General features: G+C 68.6%; 19 protein-coding genes. 11 read left to right on the forward strand and 8 right to left on the reverse strand.

The genetic code is table 11. The annotated features are described in order from the left end of the window. Positions 1-88: 88 nt before the first annotated feature. On the forward strand, positions 89-961 hold the full coding sequence (locus ACWF82_RS23355; RefSeq protein WP_452504299.1) for a helix-turn-helix transcriptional regulator: 873 nt from the start codon (positions 89-91) through the stop codon (positions 959-961). Here the strand turns inward: ACWF82_RS23355 and ACWF82_RS23360 are convergent, their stop codons facing one another. Both ACWF82_RS23360 and ACWF82_RS23365 read right to left on the reverse strand, forming a co-directional pair. Then, positions 962-1,651, reverse strand: coding sequence for a ferritin-like fold-containing protein (locus tag ACWF82_RS23360; RefSeq protein ID WP_452504301.1), 690 nt, complete (start codon positions 1,649-1,651; stop codon positions 962-964). It abuts the gene before it with no gap. Positions 1,652-1,679: 28 nt separating this feature from the next. Beyond that, positions 1,680-2,732 carry an alpha/beta fold hydrolase gene (locus ACWF82_RS23365; protein ID WP_452504303.1) on the reverse strand — a complete coding sequence of 351 codons (1,053 nt, stop codon included), beginning with the start codon at positions 2,730-2,732 and terminating at the stop codon, positions 1,680-1,682. Positions 2,733-3,189: 457 nt separating this feature from the next. Here ACWF82_RS23365 and ACWF82_RS23370 point away from each other — a divergent pair, with 457 nt between their 5' ends. The 5 genes from ACWF82_RS23370 to ACWF82_RS23390 are packed head-to-tail and all read left to right on the forward strand — an operon-like array spanning position 3,190 to position 8,025. Beyond that, positions 3,190-4,905 carry a DEAD/DEAH box helicase gene (locus tag ACWF82_RS23370; protein ID WP_452504305.1) on the forward strand — a complete coding sequence of 572 codons (1,716 nt, stop codon included), beginning with the start codon at positions 3,190-3,192 and terminating at the stop codon, positions 4,903-4,905. 35 nt (positions 4,906-4,940) lie between these two features. Next, positions 4,941-6,179: an Rv3212 family protein gene (locus tag ACWF82_RS23375; RefSeq protein WP_452504307.1), complete on the forward strand. Its 1,239-nt coding sequence runs from the start codon at positions 4,941-4,943 to the stop codon at positions 6,177-6,179. Positions 6,180-6,207: 28 nt separating this feature from the next. Then, complete coding sequence (locus ACWF82_RS23380) at positions 6,208-6,825, forward strand: acid phosphatase (protein ID WP_452504309.1); 618 nt, start codon at positions 6,208-6,210, stop codon at positions 6,823-6,825. After that, positions 6,822-7,307: an N-acetyltransferase family protein gene (locus ACWF82_RS23385; RefSeq protein WP_452504311.1), complete on the forward strand. Its 486-nt coding sequence runs from the start codon at positions 6,822-6,824 to the stop codon at positions 7,305-7,307. The genes ACWF82_RS23380 and ACWF82_RS23385 overlap by 4 nt, the downstream gene beginning before the upstream one ends. Before the next feature lie 4 nt (positions 7,308-7,311). Then, a complete protein-coding gene (locus tag ACWF82_RS23390; protein ID WP_452504313.1) occupies positions 7,312-8,025 on the forward strand; it encodes an endonuclease V in 714 nt (237 codons plus the stop codon). On the opposite strand, the gene ACWF82_RS23395 is transcribed toward ACWF82_RS23390, so the two are convergent. Next, entirely contained in the window at positions 7,989-8,357 is a 369-nt protein-coding gene (locus ACWF82_RS23395) for a hypothetical protein (RefSeq protein WP_452504446.1), read from the reverse strand. The two genes, ACWF82_RS23390 and ACWF82_RS23395, sit on opposite strands and share 37 nt — an antisense overlap. A 176-nt stretch (positions 8,358-8,533) precedes the next feature. Between ACWF82_RS23395 and ACWF82_RS23400 the strand changes: the two genes are divergently transcribed. Then, on the forward strand, positions 8,534-9,478 hold the full coding sequence (locus ACWF82_RS23400; protein ID WP_452504315.1) for a diacylglycerol/lipid kinase family protein: 945 nt from the start codon (positions 8,534-8,536) through the stop codon (positions 9,476-9,478). A gap of 252 nt (positions 9,479-9,730) precedes the next feature. Further along, a complete protein-coding gene (locus ACWF82_RS23405; RefSeq protein WP_022567051.1) occupies positions 9,731-9,985 on the forward strand; it encodes a WhiB family transcriptional regulator in 255 nt (84 codons plus the stop codon). Between the two features lie 111 nt (positions 9,986-10,096). Here the strand turns inward: ACWF82_RS23405 and ACWF82_RS23410 are convergent, their stop codons facing one another. Both ACWF82_RS23410 and ACWF82_RS23415 read right to left on the reverse strand, forming a co-directional pair. Beyond that, complete coding sequence (locus ACWF82_RS23410; protein WP_452504317.1) at positions 10,097-11,611, reverse strand: sensor histidine kinase; 1,515 nt, start codon at positions 11,609-11,611, stop codon at positions 10,097-10,099. 32 nt (positions 11,612-11,643) lie between these two features. Next, a complete protein-coding gene (locus ACWF82_RS23415) occupies positions 11,644-11,859 on the reverse strand; it encodes a biotin/lipoyl-binding carrier protein (protein ID WP_378855473.1) in 216 nt (71 codons plus the stop codon). A 118-nt stretch (positions 11,860-11,977) separates the two neighbouring features. Here ACWF82_RS23415 and ACWF82_RS23420 point away from each other — a divergent pair, with 118 nt between their 5' ends. Further along, positions 11,978-12,052 carry a 50S ribosomal protein bL37 gene (locus tag ACWF82_RS23420; protein WP_022597109.1) on the forward strand — a complete coding sequence of 25 codons (75 nt, stop codon included), beginning with the start codon at positions 11,978-11,980 and terminating at the stop codon, positions 12,050-12,052. 67 nt (positions 12,053-12,119) lie between these two features. Here ACWF82_RS23420 and rsrA read toward each other — a convergent pair whose 3' ends face one another. Next, positions 12,120-12,383, reverse strand: coding sequence for a mycothiol system anti-sigma-R factor (gene rsrA, locus ACWF82_RS23425; protein WP_452504448.1), 264 nt, complete (start codon positions 12,381-12,383; stop codon positions 12,120-12,122). Positions 12,384-12,394: 11 nt separating this feature from the next. Beyond that, complete coding sequence (locus ACWF82_RS23430) at positions 12,395-13,030, reverse strand: sigma-70 family RNA polymerase sigma factor (protein WP_452504320.1); 636 nt, start codon at positions 13,028-13,030, stop codon at positions 12,395-12,397. 238 nt (positions 13,031-13,268) lie between these two features. Here ACWF82_RS23430 and ybaK point away from each other — a divergent pair, with 238 nt between their 5' ends. Together ybaK and ACWF82_RS23440 are read left to right on the forward strand one after the other, a co-directional pair. Next, positions 13,269-13,760 carry a Cys-tRNA(Pro) deacylase gene (gene ybaK, locus ACWF82_RS23435; RefSeq protein ID WP_452504322.1) on the forward strand — a complete coding sequence of 164 codons (492 nt, stop codon included), beginning with the start codon at positions 13,269-13,271 and terminating at the stop codon, positions 13,758-13,760. 88 nt (positions 13,761-13,848) lie between these two features. Continuing rightward, a complete protein-coding gene (locus ACWF82_RS23440) occupies positions 13,849-14,169 on the forward strand; it encodes a hypothetical protein (RefSeq protein ID WP_452504324.1) in 321 nt (106 codons plus the stop codon). Between the two features lie 24 nt (positions 14,170-14,193). Here the strand turns inward: ACWF82_RS23440 and ACWF82_RS23445 are convergent, their stop codons facing one another. Then, positions 14,194-14,985 (reverse strand): SOS response-associated peptidase, encoded by a 792-nt coding sequence (locus ACWF82_RS23445; RefSeq protein ID WP_452504326.1) that lies wholly within the window; start codon positions 14,983-14,985, stop codon positions 14,194-14,196. Positions 14,986-15,087: the final 102 nt, after the last annotated feature.

The following is a 15,087-nucleotide window of genomic DNA, read 5'->3' on the forward strand; positions in this document are numbered from 1 at the left end:
ACCGGACCGTGGTCCGCTAGCCAGACCGCGGTTATCCTGGACCCGGCAGGGCGTGGCTGCGGGAACCAGGACCGGGCACTATCGAGACATGGCAGGCGACGACATGACAGATCGACCGGGTGCCCGTTCGGCATTCGCGGAGCTGCTCGTCGCCCGCCGCGCCGAGCTGCGCCCCGAGGACGTCGGCCTGCCCGGCGGCGGCAGGCGCCGCACTCCCGGCCTGCGCCGCGAGGAGGTCGCGGTGCTCGCCGGTGTCAGCGCCGATTATCTGGCCCGGCTCGAACAGGGCCGCGATACCAATCCGTCGATGGCGGTGGTCGACGCGCTCGCCACCGCGCTGCGGTTCAACGACACCGAACGCGCCCACTTCGGCTGGCTGGCCTTGACCACCAGCAGCGAATCCCGGTGCCCGAGTACGGCTTTCGACCCGGTCCTGGATCAGGTGCCCGCGGCGTTGCGCAGCGTCCTCGACGCGCTCGCGCCGACACCCGCGTTCGCGCTCGGCCCGCGCGCCAATGTGCTGGCCTGGAACTCGGCGTGGGAAGACCTGGTCGCCCCGCTCGGTCTGCTCGACGACCCGGACCAGGTCAACCTGGCCGTCTGGACCTTCCGTCACCCACTGGCCCGCACCACGGTTACCGACTGGGCCCAGTTCGCCGATCACCTCGCCGACCAGCTCGCCAGAACCCGGCTGCGCAGACCCGACGACGAACGCATCGCGGCGATCATCGCGTTCCTGTGCACCGAACCGGAATTCGCCCGCCGCTGGCAACCCCACCGCCTGGCCGAGGACATCCCCAGCCTTCTCGGCTTCGAACACCCCAGCCGCGGCACGCTGACCTTCACCGTGCAGACCCTGTCCGCCGACCGCGATCAGCAGGTCGTGATCTGGCTCCCGCGCCAAGCCGCCGCCCGCGCACCGGAATTACGCCTCGTACCAGGTCACGCGGTCGGCGGGTAACTACAAGCCGAGTTCTGCCATGCGGGCGGCGTGGCGTTCCTGCATGCGGTCGAACAGGGTCGCGATGCCGTTGAGGTCGCCGGTCGCGGCGAGGACCAGTTCGGCCAGCTCGTCGCGCTGGGCCATCACGTACTGCGCCTGGGTGATCGCCTCGCCGAGGAGCCTGCGGCCCCACAGGGTGAGCCGGTCGCGCTCGGAGCGGCTGGCCGCCACCGCGCTGCGGACCTCGTCGACCACGAACTGCGAATGGTCCGTCTCGGCCAGCACATCGCGCACGACATCGGCGACCTCGGCGGGGAGCACGCCGACGATCTCGCTGTAGAAGTCGGCGGCCAGACCGTCGCCGACGTAGAACTTCACCATCGACTCGAGCCAGGTCGAGGGATCGGTGGAGGCGTGGTAGGAGTCCAGCGCGCCCTGGTACTGCGCCATCGAGGATTCGGGATCGGCGCCCCGCGCGGCCAGGGCGGCCTCGAGGGTCTCGAAGTGCGCCAGCTCGGCGGCGGCCATCTTGGCGACGGCCACCCGGCCGCGCAGCGACGGCGCCAGCTTGGCCTCTTCGGCCAGCCGGTAGAACGCGGAGATCTCACCGTAGGCGACGACGGCGAACAGCTCGGTCACCCCCGGGTGATCCGCGGCGAGCGGTTCGGTCGAGACAACATCCGGCGCGGCAGAGGTCTGTGCTCCCATGGGTATCAACCTTAGTCCCGATCGATGATCAGTCGCGCTCCGCCAGGAACTTGTCGAGGTAGGTCCAGGTTGTGTGGCGCGCGTCGGGCCCGGCGAGGATGCCGAGATGGCTGCCTGGGGCGATCTCGTAGGTGACCGACGGGGAGCCGGTGAGGGTGCGCAGGCCGGCCTCGACGGCGGCCTTGGGCGTGATCACGTCGGCGGTGCCGCCGACCAGCAGTACCGGCACCCGCACGTCGGCGAGTTCGACGGTGCGGTCACGCATCTGGAGCCTGCCCTGTCCGATGTCGTTGGCCAGAATGAACCGGCCCCAGATCTGGCCGTAGAAGCGGCCGGGGTAGCCGGGCATCGCGGCCTGGAACCGGTCGATGGATTCCATCTTGGCCAGCGTGTCGGTGCGCGCGATATTGCTCGCGAGGAACATCGGCCGCGCCAGTTCCCGCTCGAAGGCGGCGAGCCGGTAGCCGATCTTGACCAGCGGCGCCGGGATGCCGCCCGCGGCCCGCACCAGCGCGGTGGTGGCCTGGCCGCCGGTGAGGCTCGCGACCGCGCGCAGTTGCGGCATGCCGAGCATCTTGTTGTAGTCCAGCGGCGAGCCGACGCCGGTGACCGAGCGGATCGGCAGTTCCGGGTTGGCGGCCGCGGTGAGCAGGGCGAACACGCCGCCGATGGACCAGCCGACCAGGTCGACGGGCGCGCCGCCGCGATCGGCGCTGGTGCGCAGGATCGCCTCGGGCAGGATGTCGGTGACCCAGTCCTCGAAGCCCATCCGGCGATCGGCGAAGGAGATGTCGCCGTAGTCGACGAGGTAGGTCGAACGGCCGGTCGAGACCAGGTGCCGCGCCAGGCTCTGGTCGGGACGCAGGTCGAAGCAGGTCGCGGGCGCGGCCAGCGGCGGCACCAGCAGCACGGCGGAATCCGTTGTGGTGGAAACGGATTCGGATTCGTAGCGACGCAGCAAACGGTGCGGCTCGTCCCACAGCACGGTCGAGGGAGCCGGGTCCGGCGCTTCGATACCCGCGCCGAAGCTCAGCGCCCACGCGTTGCGCGCGGCGGTGGTGACGGTCTCGGTGATGCTCACGTCAAGAATGTCTCACACCCGGTACCGGCGGTACCAAGTGAGTTCTGTTACACGCGACAGACACGCGCGAAATCCCGGCCACCGAATTGTGCTGTGACACAGGGCGGGACCACCGGAATGTCACGTCGCACCGGTATTTCGACACGGTGCGCCACGGCCGAAATTCGGGCTGCGAAGAATATCACGCTACAATCTCCGTGGACAACGCTAGTTTCCTCGCCCCGGCAGATCCTGCGGGCGCGACTCTCCCGCTCTCGCGGGCGCTGCGCTCCACCGGCGTTCAGCGCGGGCGGACGGCGGCGATGTCCACGGAAAATGTGCGCGCACCGAATCCGCATCACCGATGTGCCGCGCCGATGACGCGATAGCGATCGGTGCAGGCCCGGTGAATATCACAGGCGGATATGTGGTCGTCGCGGGCCGACCGGCCCGCCCCACCTCGTGCGTGCGAGATGCAATGACGAGGAAGGCACGAACCCTGAGCAAGATCACTGTCGAACAGGAACCCGGTTTGACCGACACCCTCCTGACGGCCGAACTGGACAACACCCACATCCCGCCGAGTTTCGCCGAATTGGGCGTGCGCGAAGAAATCGTGCGCGCGCTCGGCGAGATCGGGATCGAACGCACCTTCGCGATTCAGGAACTGACCCTGCCGCTGGCACTGGCGGGCGAGGATCTCATCGGTCAGGCCCGCACCGGCATGGGCAAGACCTTCGGTTTCGGCGTGCCGCTGCTGCACCGCATCGCCACCGCCGACACCGGAACCACCCCGCTCGACGGCACCCCGCGCGCGCTGGTCATCGTGCCGACGCGTGAGCTGTGCATCCAGGTCACCAAGGACCTGGAGAACGCGAGCAAGTACCTGACCAACCACCAGGGCTCGCTGAAGGTCGCCGCCATCTACGGTGGCCGCCCCTACGACACCCAGATCGCCGCGCTGCGCGACGGCGTCGACGTGGTCGTCGGCACCCCCGGCCGTCTGCTCGACCTGGCCAACCAGAACCACCTGATCCTCGGCAAGATCGGCGTGCTCGTCCTGGACGAGGCCGACGAGATGCTCGACCTCGGCTTCCTGCCCGATATCGAGCGCATCCTGTCGATGGTCCCCGACAAGCGGCAGACGATGCTGTTCTCGGCGACCATGCCGGGCCCGATCATCACCCTGGCCCGCACGTTCCTGACCAGGCCGACGCACATCCGCGCCGAGCTGGCCAACGATTCGGCGGTGCACGATCGCACCGCGCAGTTCGTCTACCGCGCGCACGCGCTGGACAAGAGCGAGCTGGTCGCCCGCGTGCTGCAGGCCGAGAGCCGCGGCGCCACGATGATCTTCACCCGCACCAAGCGCACCGCGCAGAAGGTGGCCGACGACCTGGCCGAGCGCGGTTTCGCGGTCGGCGCGGTGCACGGCGACCTGGGCCAGATCGCCCGTGAGAAGGCGCTGACCAAGTTCCGCAAGGGCACCATCGACGTGCTCGTCGCCACCGATGTCGCCGCGCGCGGTATCGACATCGACGACGTCACCCACGTCATCAACTACCAGTGCCCCGAGGACGAGAAGACCTACGTGCACCGGATCGGCCGCACCGGCCGCGCCGGGCGCACCGGCGTCGCGATCACCCTGATCGACTGGGACGAGCTGCACCGCTGGGCCTCCATCGACAAGGCGCTCGGCCTCGGCATCCCCGATCCGGCCGAGACCTACTCGCGCTCGCCGCACCTGTACTCCGATCTCGGCATCCCGGAGGGCATCACCGGCGTCGTCCGCAAGCCGAAGCCGGTGCGCGAGGAAGGCGATGTGGTCGAGGAGCGCGCCGAGCGTCCCAAGTCGACCCGCAGCCGTCGCCGCACCCGCGGTGGCAAGGCCGATAACGCCGAAGGCACCGAATCGGGCACGACCGAAGCGGGCGCCGAGGACGCGGTCAAGGCCGAGGACACCACCGAGGGCGACAAGCCTGCTCGCCGCCGTCGCCGTCGCCGCAAGCCCGCCGAGTCGGGCGAGGCAGGCGAGGCGACCGCGACCGAGTCCGCCGCCGAATCGGCACCGGCGGATCCGGCACCGGCCGCAGCGGACGACACGTCCGCGGAGGCGAAGCCCGCCCGCCGTCGCCGTCGGCGCAAGCCCGCCGACGCCGCGGCCACCGACAGCCCGGTGACGGTCGACGCTTAGTCGGCCACAACCCGGCACTGCGTACACTCCTTCTCGTGCTCGCACCCGAACGGCGGACGCGCGCCGATATCTTTGCCGCAGTAGCGATCGCCGTCACCCTCGTGGTGGCGGCGTTCGTGGTGTGGGCGCGGGCCGATGTCACCGGGACCGATTCGGTCACCGCGCCCTCGCCCGCGCCGACGGTGACAGCGGCGACGCAGCTGCCCGCCACGCTCAGCGAACTGTGGCATGCGGCCGACGGGGCGAGCAGCCGGGCGCTCACGTCCGGCAATGTCGCGGTGACCGGCGACGAGGGCACCGTGAGCGGCCGGGATCCGGTCACCGGCAAGCAGCTGTGGTGGTATCGCCGCGACATGCCGCTGTGCGCGGTGGAATCCCAGTTCGGCGCCGTGATCGCCACCTACCGCGATCAGCGCGGGTGCAGCCAGACCACGATGCTCGAAGCCGATACCGGGGAGCGCCGGGTCGCCCGCAGCAGCTACATGGACGACGAGATCCGGGTTTCCGGTGACGGCACCTACCTGCTCGCCCTCGGCTCCGACCGGCTGGAGATGTGGCGTTCCGATTTGGTGCGCACCCTCGAATACGGCTACGTCGACGCCCCGGTCAATCCGAACACCCAGCCGCGCACCGGGTGCACGCTGCACTCGGCCGCGTCGAGTTCGTCCCGGCTGGCGGTGCTCGAGCGCTGCGCGTCCGACCCGTCCGCCCGGCTGACGGTGCTCAACCCCGCGCCCAAGGAGTCGACCAATCCCGAGGAGCACGGCTCGCGCGTGCTCACCGCGCCGGGCGCCGACTCCCCCGAGGTTCGCGTGATCGCGGTGTCGGACACCAAGATCGCGGTCTACTACCCGCCGACTCCGGCCACCGCCACCGGTCTCGGCCAACCGGCCAGGATCGCGGTGCACGACGGCACCGGCAACGAGACCGCGGTGTATCCGCTGGCCGCGCCGTGGGACGAGCGCACAACGACGGTGACCCGGCTCGGTTCGGCGATCTATGTCTTCACCGGTGACAGCCTGATCGCGTTGAGCGCGGGCTCGTTGCAGCCGGTGTGGACGGTCCGTGGCGCGCTGGGCACCCCGGCGCTGATGGCGGGCAGGCTGCTGGTCCCGGTCGCCGACGGCCTGCTCGCGGTGGATACCGCCAACGGCGAGACCATCGCCCGGATTCCGGTCCAGCGCACCGACTACAGCGGCGAAACGATCTCCACGGCGGTCCTCGGCCCGACGGTGTTCGAGCGCCGCGGCGGCCAGCTCTACGCCCTCGGCTGACGACGACGCCGCCTGCCATGATGGACCCATGTCCACACCCGACGCCCGAGTGGTCCTGCTGCGCCACGGCGAAACCACCTGGTCCAGTCAGCGACGGCACACCAGCCACACCGACCTGCCGCTGACCCCGCTCGGCGAGGCACAGGCCCGTTCGGCCGGGCTGGTTCTCAAGTCGCTCGACCTGCGCGATCCGCTCGTCTTCACCAGCCCGCGCCTTCGCGCCAGGCAGACCGCCGAACTGGCAGGCCTCGCGCACGCCGAGATCGACGACGACCTCACCGAATGGGACTACGGCGACTACGAGGGCCTCACCACCGTCCAGATCCGCGAATCCGTCCCCGGCTGGACGGTGTGGACAGCGCCGGTGCCCGGCGGCGAGACGGCCGAGCAGGTCGGCGCCAGAGCCGACCGGGTACTGAGCCGGGTCGAACCGGTCCTGTCCGAGCGCGACGTGGTGCTGGTCGGCCACGGGCACTTCTCCCGGGTGCTGATCGCCCGCTGGGCGGAATTCTCGGTGACCGAGGGCCGCCGGTTCGCGATGTCGACCGGCGCGATCAGCGAACTCGGCTACGACCACGACGCCCACACCGTCTGGGGCCACAACCTCACCACCCGCACCGAACCTCTCGAAGGAGCCACCCGATGAGCGCGCTGGTCCGCCGCGCAACGCCCGCCGACGTCCCCGCGATGGTCGGGCTGGTGCACGATCTGGCCGAGTACGAGAAGGCGCCCGAGGAGTGCACCCTCACCGCCGAGCAGCTGGACTCGGCGCTGTTCGGTGCCGCGCCCGCGCTGTTCGCCCATGTCGCCGAGAACGACGGTGTCGTCGTCGGTTGCGCGATCTGGTTCCTGAACTACTCCACCTGGGACGGCGTGCACGGGATCTACCTGGAGGACCTGTACGTGCGCCCGGAGACCCGCGGCACCGGACTCGGTCGCGCCCTGGTCGCCGCGCTGGCCGCCGAAGCGGTCGAGCACGGCTACAGCCGGGTGTCGTGGTCGGTGCTCACCTGGAACACACCGTCCATCGCGTTCTACGAATCCCTCGGCGCCGCACCGCAGGACGAGTGGGTCGGCTACCGGCTCGCCGGCGCCGAACTGACGGCGCTGGCGGCGACCGCGAGCTGAGCCGATGCGCATCGCATTACCGCACGAGTGGCCACGCACGCCCGACGAGGCGATCGCCCTGCAAGACGAACTGCGCCCGCTGGTGCGCGCGGAAAACCCTGGGCCACCGCAATTCTCGACGGCGGCGGGAATTGATTCGGCCTACGCCGAGGACGGCACCGTCGCGACCGCGGCGGTAATTCTCGATACCGCCACACTCGAAATCGTGGAATCGTCAGTGGCACAGGGGATTTCGACTTTTCCTTATGTGCCAGGGCTGCTCGCGTTCCGTGAACTTCCCGCCACGGTCGCGGCTTTGGAAATGCTCACCCGTACACCGGATCTGCTCGTATGCGATGCCCAGGGCGTCGCGCATCCGCGCCGATTCGGGCTGGCCTGTCACGTCGGGTTGCTGACCGGAATTCCCACCATCGGTGTCGCCAAATCGGTGTGGGGTGAATACGCGGAACCGGGGCCGCGGCGTGGGGACGGCAGCGACGTGACCATCGACGGCGAGGTCGTCGGCCGGGCACTGCGCACCCGCGACGAGGTGAAGCCACTGTTCGTCTCGGTCGGCCATCTGATCGACCTCGACACCGCCTGCGCGCAGGTACTCGCCCTCACCCAGGGGTTCCGGCAACCGGAGACCACCCGCAGGGCCGACCACCTGTGCCGCGGGGCGCTGCGCCGGCGACTGCCTGACTACGCCTTGTGCTCGACGTCGGGGAGCTCGCCGTAGTCCAATGCCATGAACCGGCTCGTCGCGGGCGCGAACAGCGCACCGAGCCCGCCGAGCACCACGATCGCCAGCAAGCTACCCCACAGCGGCTGGTGCGAATCGGTCAGCAGCGACCACGCCACCGGCAGCAGCAGCACCTGGGCGATGACCGCGATGGCCCGGCCCCAGCGCTTGCCGCGCAGCAGGGCGATACCGGCGGCGAGCACGCCACCGAACAGCACGCCGAACCAGATCGCGGTGCCGACGCCGCTGGCCACCGACTGGTCGTGGCCGGTCAGCGCCCGCACCACCAGCACGATCGCGGTGACGACACCGGCCAGGCCCTCCAGCATCACCACCACGCCCGCCACCCGCACCGTCGCCGGAACGCCGGTCGTCACCGGTTCGTCCTCGCGCTGTTCGCCACCGTCAGTCACGTCGTGCTCCGCCACGCGCCCAGCCTACGACGAGCTGTCGTGGCGACCCGGCGCGCGCCTGGTGTTCACGGTCTCCCATTACCCTCGACACGGTGCGGACGCTGCTCATCGTCAATCCGAATGCCACCTCGACCACCCCGGCGACCCGGGATCTGCTCGCCCACGCCCTGGAGAGCCGAACACAGCTGACCGTTGCGCACACCCAGCATCGCGGCCACGCGGCCGAACTGGCCCAGTGGGCATCCACGCAGGAGATGGACCTGATCGTCGTGCACGGTGGCGACGGGACGGTCAACGAGACCATCAACGGTTTCCTGCCGCTGCCGCAGGTCGGCGACGACCAGGTCTGGCGACCACGCCTCGGCATCATCCCCGGCGGCTCCGCCAACGTCTTCGCCCGCGCCCTCGGCATCTCCCCCGATCCGGTCCAAGCAACCAACCAGCTCATCGATCTGCTCGCCCGCGACGCCGATCGCCGAATCGGGCTCGGGCTGGCCGATGACCGGTGGTTCACTTTCAGCGCGGGCGTCGGTCTCGACGCCGATGTGTGCGAGGCGATCGACGCCGCCCGCGCCAAAGGTCGCAAGGCCACTCCGACGCGCTACCTGCGGACAACGGTGCGCCAGTTCTTCCGCGCCCGGCGGCGAGAACCGAGCGTCACTGTCGAGGTTCCAGGACACGATCCGGTGGACGCCGTTCATTACGCCTTTGTCACGAATTCGAGCCCGTGGACCTATCTCGAGGACCGCCCGGTACGCACCAATCCGGGAACGACCTTCGAATCCGGACTCGGGGTGTTCGCGGTCCGTTCGATGAGCGTGACCCGCACCCTGCTGCTTGCGAGGCAGTTGCTGGCCGAGAATGGAAACCCCAAGGCCGACGCGCTCTTTCGAGTCGACGACGTGCCGTCGGTGCACATCGAGACGGCCGAGGAGATCGGCCTGCAAATCGATGGCGACTTCATCGGAAAACGCAAGATGGTGCATTTCACATCGGTGCCCGGCATCCTCGATGTAGTCGCTCCGAAACCTTCCTGAGCTCCGGACACGCGGAAAAATCTCCCGGTTGCGCTGCGAAAACCAGGAGACGCGAGTACAAAGGACCGGGCAGGATCCCCTTGCGGGTCCTCTAGAGCGTGATCTCCCCCACGGTGCGCCGGACACCTATTGACATCTACGGTGTTCGTGAAAGCATTCACAAGCAACCGTGCGGAAACATTCGAGTCGCACAAGTGAACGATCCACTAACCAGAGGTGCCCTTTGTGGCGCCCGCGCAAAGGAGCAGAGGAATGGACTGGCGCCACAAGGCCATCTGTCGCGATGAGGACCCCGAGCTGTTCTTCCCGGTGGGTAACAGTGGTCCTGCGCTCGCGCAGATTGCCGATGCCAAGCTGGTCTGCGCCCGCTGCCCCGTCACTGCCGATTGCCTGTCGTGGGCCCTGAAGTCCGGACAGGATGCCGGCGTGTGGGGTGGAATGAGCGAAGACGAGCGTCGCGCGCTGAAGCGGCGCAACGCGCGCACCCGTACGCGTACCTCCGTCTAGTCGACGAAGGAGGCGTTACCGGGCCATTCAGCCCGGCCCGGTAACGCATGTGAGAACCCGGCACCTCGCGGTGCCGGGTTTATTGTTGCCTACCAGCGGTTTCGAAGGTTCTCAGCGCCCGGCGCGACGGCCCAGCGGGACCCGCAGCACCGCGTCGGTGCCCACGTCGGCGCCGGGGTGCAGGCCGATCGAACCACCCAGTTCCGAGGTCACCAGGGTCCGCACGATCTGCAGGCCGAGACGGTCGGAACCCTCCAGACTGAACCCGGACGGCAGGCCACGACCGTCGTCACTGATGATCACGTCGAGCCAGCGAGCCGACCGTTCCGACCGAATCGTCACGGTACCGTTCTGCCCCGCGTCGAAGGCGTGCTCGATCGCGTTCTGCACCAGCTCGGTCAGCACCATCACCAGCGGCGTCGCCCGCTCCGCGGAGAACACCCCGAGCGAGCCAGCCCGGCGGACCTTGATCCGCGCGGTGTGCACCGTGGCCACATCCGCCATGATCGGCAGCAGCCGGTCGACGACCTCGTCGAGGTCGACCTCTTCGTCCACCGACATCGACAGCATCTCGTGCACCGAGGCGATCGAGGTCACCCGGCGCACCGATTCCGTCAGTGCCACTTGGGCTTCCGGATTCTCGGTGCGACGGGCCTGCAGGCGCAGTAGCGCCGCGACGGTCTGCAGATTGTTCTTCACCCGGTGGTGGATCTCGCGAATCGTCGCGTCCTTGCTCAGCAGCGCGCGGTCGCGCCGCTTCACCTCGGTGACGTCGCGCACCAGCACCGCCGGCCCGGCCAGTTCGCCGCCGGGCCGCATCACCAGCGTGCGCAGCAGCACGGTCGCGCCGCGCGCCTCGACCTCCATCCGGCGGCCGGTGCGCCCGGCCAGCGCGGCCTGGATATCGGCGACGACTTCCTGCGCGTCGAACGGATCGGTGATCAGTGAGCGGGTCGTCACCGCGAGATCCTGGCCGACCAGATCGGCCTGCATCCCCATCCGGTGATAGGCCGACAGCGCGTTCGGGCTCGCGTAGACGACGATGCCCTCGGTATCGAGCCGGATGAAACCGTCACCAGCGCGCGGGCTGGAGTGGGTCGCCGCGCGATCCTCCGGTGTCGGGAAACTGCCGTCGGCGATCATCTGGCACAGATCGTCGGCACACGAGACATAGGCCCGTTCCAGCGTGCTGCGCACCCGGGACCGCTGCAGATCGGAGTCGCGGCTGAGCACCGCGATCACGTCCTCGCCGCAGCGCACCGGAATCGCCTCGCGCACGGCGTGGGCTGGTGTCGGATGGTAGACCCCGCTGACCTCCACCTCGGTGTCGGTGCGCACCGTCTGCCCGCTCAGCAGGGCGTCGAACACCTGCGGGAAGTCCGCGCGCGACGCGGTGGTGTCCACCTTGTCGTCGAGGTGGACGGTTGGCGCTGTGGTCGGGCGGATCTGGGCCACACACACGACGTCGGCGCCGTCGGCGACCGGACCCGCCCCCACCCACAGCAGCAGATCCGAGAACGAGAGGTCGGCCAGCAACTGCCAGTCACCCACCACCCGCTGCAGATGATCCACGGCGGTGCCGGGAAGGTCGGTGTGTTCGGCCAGGAGCTCGCTCAGTGTTGCCACGTTGGATCTACCGCTTCGCTTCCCCGTGCGCCCTAGGCGATGGTGGCGATCAGGTCGCCCGCCTGGAGGACCTGGCCGGGCGCCACGTCGATCGAGGTGACATCGCCCTCGACCTCGGTGAGCACCGGGATCTCCATCTTCATCGACTCGAGCAGCACCAGGGTCTGGTCGACCCGCACATGCTCACCGACAGCGACCTCGACAGCGAGCACGGTCGAGACCATCTCCGCGCGCACTTCTTCAGACATGGCACCTCTTCAATAGTCGTATCCGGCGAAGCTACAGCCAACCACACATGAAACAATGGCTCTCGATCAGATCGTGCTCCGCGCTGCGGCGGGGAGGACCCACAGAAGGGAGCTACCTATGGGTAAGCGTGGACGTAAGAAGCGCAGCCGTAAGGGCAACGCAGCCAACCACGGCAAGCGGCCCAACGCCTGAGCTCTGCTCGGAACGTGAAAAGGGGCACCCGATCGGGTGCCCCTTTTCTGTGTCCTGACCAAGGCGCTCAGCCCTCGGTGGTCTCGATCCTGGTGACCGAGATCGAACGGTGGATCTCCAGCTTCAGCCGGTCGCGCAGACCCTCCGGAGCGTGCTCACCGCCGCATTTGCGGCTGAGCAGGCCCTTGATCTTCTCCTCGATGCCGTAGGCCTCGATGCACGGACTGCAGTGGTCCATGTGCTCCTGGAGCCGGTCACGGGTGGCCTCGTCGCATTCGCCGTCGAGCATGAGCCATACGTCGGCGAGTACCGCCGTGCAGTCCATCTCCATATCGGGGTCGCTCACTTCGAAACCTCCTGGCGTTCCCCACGGTCGAATCCACGTTCGCGCGCCACACCGGCGAGCAAACCCTTGAGTTGCTTGCGGCCGCGATGCAGCCGGGACATCACGGTACCGATCGGGGTGCCCATGATGTCGGCGATTTCCTTGTACGGGAAACCTTCGACGTCGGCGTAGTACACCGCCATCCGGAATTCCTCCGGCAACTGCTGCAGCGCGGCCTTGATCTCGTCGTCGGGCAGGGCGTCGAGGGCCTCCACCTCGGCCGAGCGCAGGCCCGTCGAGGAATGCTCTGCGGTGGCCGCGAGCTGCCAGTCGGTGATCTCGTCGGTCGGGTACTGCGCGGGCTGGCGCTGCTTCTTGCGGTAGGAGTTGATGTAGGTGTTGGTCAGGATCCGGTACAGCCAGGCACGCAGATTGGTGCCTTCCTTGAAGGACTTGAATCCCTGGAACGCCTTGACATACGTCTCCTGCACCAGGTCCTCGGCATCGGCCGGGTTCCTGGTCATCCGCAGGGCGGCGCCGTAGAGCTGGTCGAGCATCGGGAGCGCATCGCGCTCGAACCGCGCAGCCAGCTCGGCTTCGCCGGCTCCTGAGCCGGATGCCTCGGCAGGCACCACGTCATCGTCGCTCGTCACACCAATCCCTTCGATCGCCGTAGTTACCGAATCTACCGGCACCACGGATTCGAAAGGCAATCGCGCACCCTGCGGCGAGATGGGACGCTCCTCGAGCAGCAGTGTCACTATCTCTCCTTCACGGCAATCGGGCGGGTGGCTTGTCACTTGTGTGCAACAGGCACCCGCGGATCCGTGTTCCCGCACCGCCGGAAATATGTTTGCCGACCGGGGGCCCACCATGGTTAGGGTGACGCCCATGGCAGCCGCGTCGACACCCGCGATCAAGGTCCTCACCGGGGCGGGGATCGCGCACCGCGTGCACGCCTACGCCCACGATCCCCGCGCGGAGTCCTACGGTGACGAGGCCGTCGACGCGCTCGGCGCGGAACTGGGCGTGCTGGCGGCGCAGATCTTGAAGACGCTGGTGATCGAACTCTCGACCGGCGCGCTGGCCGTCGCGGTGCTGCCGGTGCCTGCCAAGTTGTCGCTGAAAGCGGCCGCCGCCGCGCTGGGTGCGCCGAAGGCGAGCATGGCCGACAAGACCAAGGCCGAACGCACCACCGGCTATGTCCTCGGCGGGGTCTCCCCGCTCGGCCAGCGCAAGAAGCTGCCGACGGTTCTCGACGCGTCCGCGCTGGAGTGGGACCGGGTGCTGTGCAGTGCGGGCAAGCGCGGTCTGGAAATCGAGCTCGCACCGGCTGATCTGGTCCGGGTGGCCGATGCCGTCACGGCGCCGATCACCGCCTGAACAATCCGATCGAGGTCTCGTTCCGAATTCACTGCGACGCATTCCGCGCCCGGAACGACCGATTCGACCCGAGGATGTGATGCGAGAAATGTCCGCTCGATCGACGATCGCCACCCTGTCCGGTGCTCTTGTCCTGACCTTCGGCGCCCTCGCCGTCGCCGCGCCGGCCACCGCCATTCCGTCGGTGGCCCCGACGGCACCGACCGACCAGAGCGACTACCCGCTCAACGGCCAAGGCACCAAGAAGAACTCACCGCAGGCCGCGCCCGGGAAGGACGAAACGAACGAAAAGGCCGAGAAGATGGAGAAGCTCGGCGGCGGGGTCGCCACCGTGCTGATCGACCTGACCAGCGGAATCATCAAGTGCAGCTTGAACATCGTCACCGATTCGGTGAAGTGCAAGCTCTGACGGCAATTCCGGAGCCGGGCACGATCACAGCAAGCTGATCTGCCCGGCTCCGTCGTCGGTGGGCTCGGCGGGGGTGAGCAGTTCCGGGCCGTTGTTGCGGACACTGTTCACCAGCGTCGATACCGGCCGCGCGACGATCGCGGCCACCTCCGCCGGCGACACCCCGGCCAGCAGCTCCGTCGGCGCGGGATGGTCGGGGTCGAGCCAGGCATCCCAGTGCTCCCGCGGCATCGGCAGCGGCATCCGGTCGTGGATGCGCGCCAGATCGCCGATGGCGTCGGTGGTGAGGATCGTGCACGACAGCAGCGGCTCGGCGCCGGGCACCTCGCGATCGCGCCACACCGACCACAGCCCGGCCATATACAGCCGCGAACCGTCCGCGTGCGACATGTAGAACGGCCGCTTGACGGCCTTGCCCTTGGCGGTCGGCGCCGATTCGACCAGCCATTCGTACCAGCCGTCCATCGGGACAAGGCAGCGTTTGTGCTTGGCGGAGTCGCGGAACGACGGCGCGGTGACCGCCTTGTCGGCGCGGGCGTTGAACAGCGGTTTGCCCTTGGCGGGCACCCCCGGCTCGCCCGCCTTGGTCCAGGACGGAATCAGGCCCCAGCGCATGCGCCGCACCCGCAGTTTCGGGTCGTCGCCGGGCTCGCCGTGCTCGTGCCGTTCCACCACGGTCAGCACCTGGGTGGTCGGCGCCACGTTGTAGCTCACCGTCGATTCCTGCTGGTCCGCGTCGAGGTCGGTCTCGTCGATCGCGTCGAGTTCGGCCGCCAGGCGACCCGGATTCGTGGTCGTCGCATATCGTCCGCACATAGGGCTCCAACATACGCGCCCGGGGGCGCGGTTCTCGGCCCTGTGACCTCGATTCTTCCCTCCCTCCGGTCAGTCCAGAATCGAGGGCGGGCCGAGAACATC

The sequence above is a fragment of the Nocardia sp. NPDC055053 genome (assembly GCF_053608285.1).

Coding starts and splice junctions, on each gene's coding strand:
- ACWF82_RS23385 (WP_452504311.1), top strand. CDS start 6,822: ATGAGCGCGCTGGTCCGCCGCGCAACGCCCGCCGACGTCCCCGCGATG.
- ybaK (WP_452504322.1), top strand. CDS start 13,269: ATGGCAGCCGCGTCGACACCCGCGATCAAGGTCCTCACCGGGGCGGGG.
- ACWF82_RS23370 (WP_452504305.1), top strand. CDS start 3,190: ATGACGAGGAAGGCACGAACCCTGAGCAAGATCACTGTCGAACAGGAA.
- ACWF82_RS23440 (WP_452504324.1), top strand. CDS start 13,849: ATGTCCGCTCGATCGACGATCGCCACCCTGTCCGGTGCTCTTGTCCTG.
- ACWF82_RS23415 (WP_378855473.1), bottom strand. CDS start 11,859: ATGTCTGAAGAAGTGCGCGCGGAGATGGTCTCGACCGTGCTCGCTGTC.
- ACWF82_RS23445 (WP_452504326.1), bottom strand. CDS start 14,985: ATGTGCGGACGATATGCGACGACCACGAATCCGGGTCGCCTGGCGGCC.
- ACWF82_RS23395 (WP_452504446.1), bottom strand. CDS start 8,357: ATGCTGGAGGGCCTGGCCGGTGTCGTCACCGCGATCGTGCTGGTGGTG.
- ACWF82_RS23360 (WP_452504301.1), bottom strand. CDS start 1,651: ATGGGAGCACAGACCTCTGCCGCGCCGGATGTTGTCTCGACCGAACCG.
- ACWF82_RS23405 (WP_022567051.1), top strand. CDS start 9,731: ATGGACTGGCGCCACAAGGCCATCTGTCGCGATGAGGACCCCGAGCTG.
- ACWF82_RS23355 (WP_452504299.1), top strand. CDS start 89: ATGGCAGGCGACGACATGACAGATCGACCGGGTGCCCGTTCGGCATTC.
- ACWF82_RS23390 (WP_452504313.1), top strand. CDS start 7,312: ATGCGCATCGCATTACCGCACGAGTGGCCACGCACGCCCGACGAGGCG.
- rsrA (WP_452504448.1), bottom strand. CDS start 12,383: ATGGAGATGGACTGCACGGCGGTACTCGCCGACGTATGGCTCATGCTC.
- ACWF82_RS23380 (WP_452504309.1), top strand. CDS start 6,208: ATGTCCACACCCGACGCCCGAGTGGTCCTGCTGCGCCACGGCGAAACC.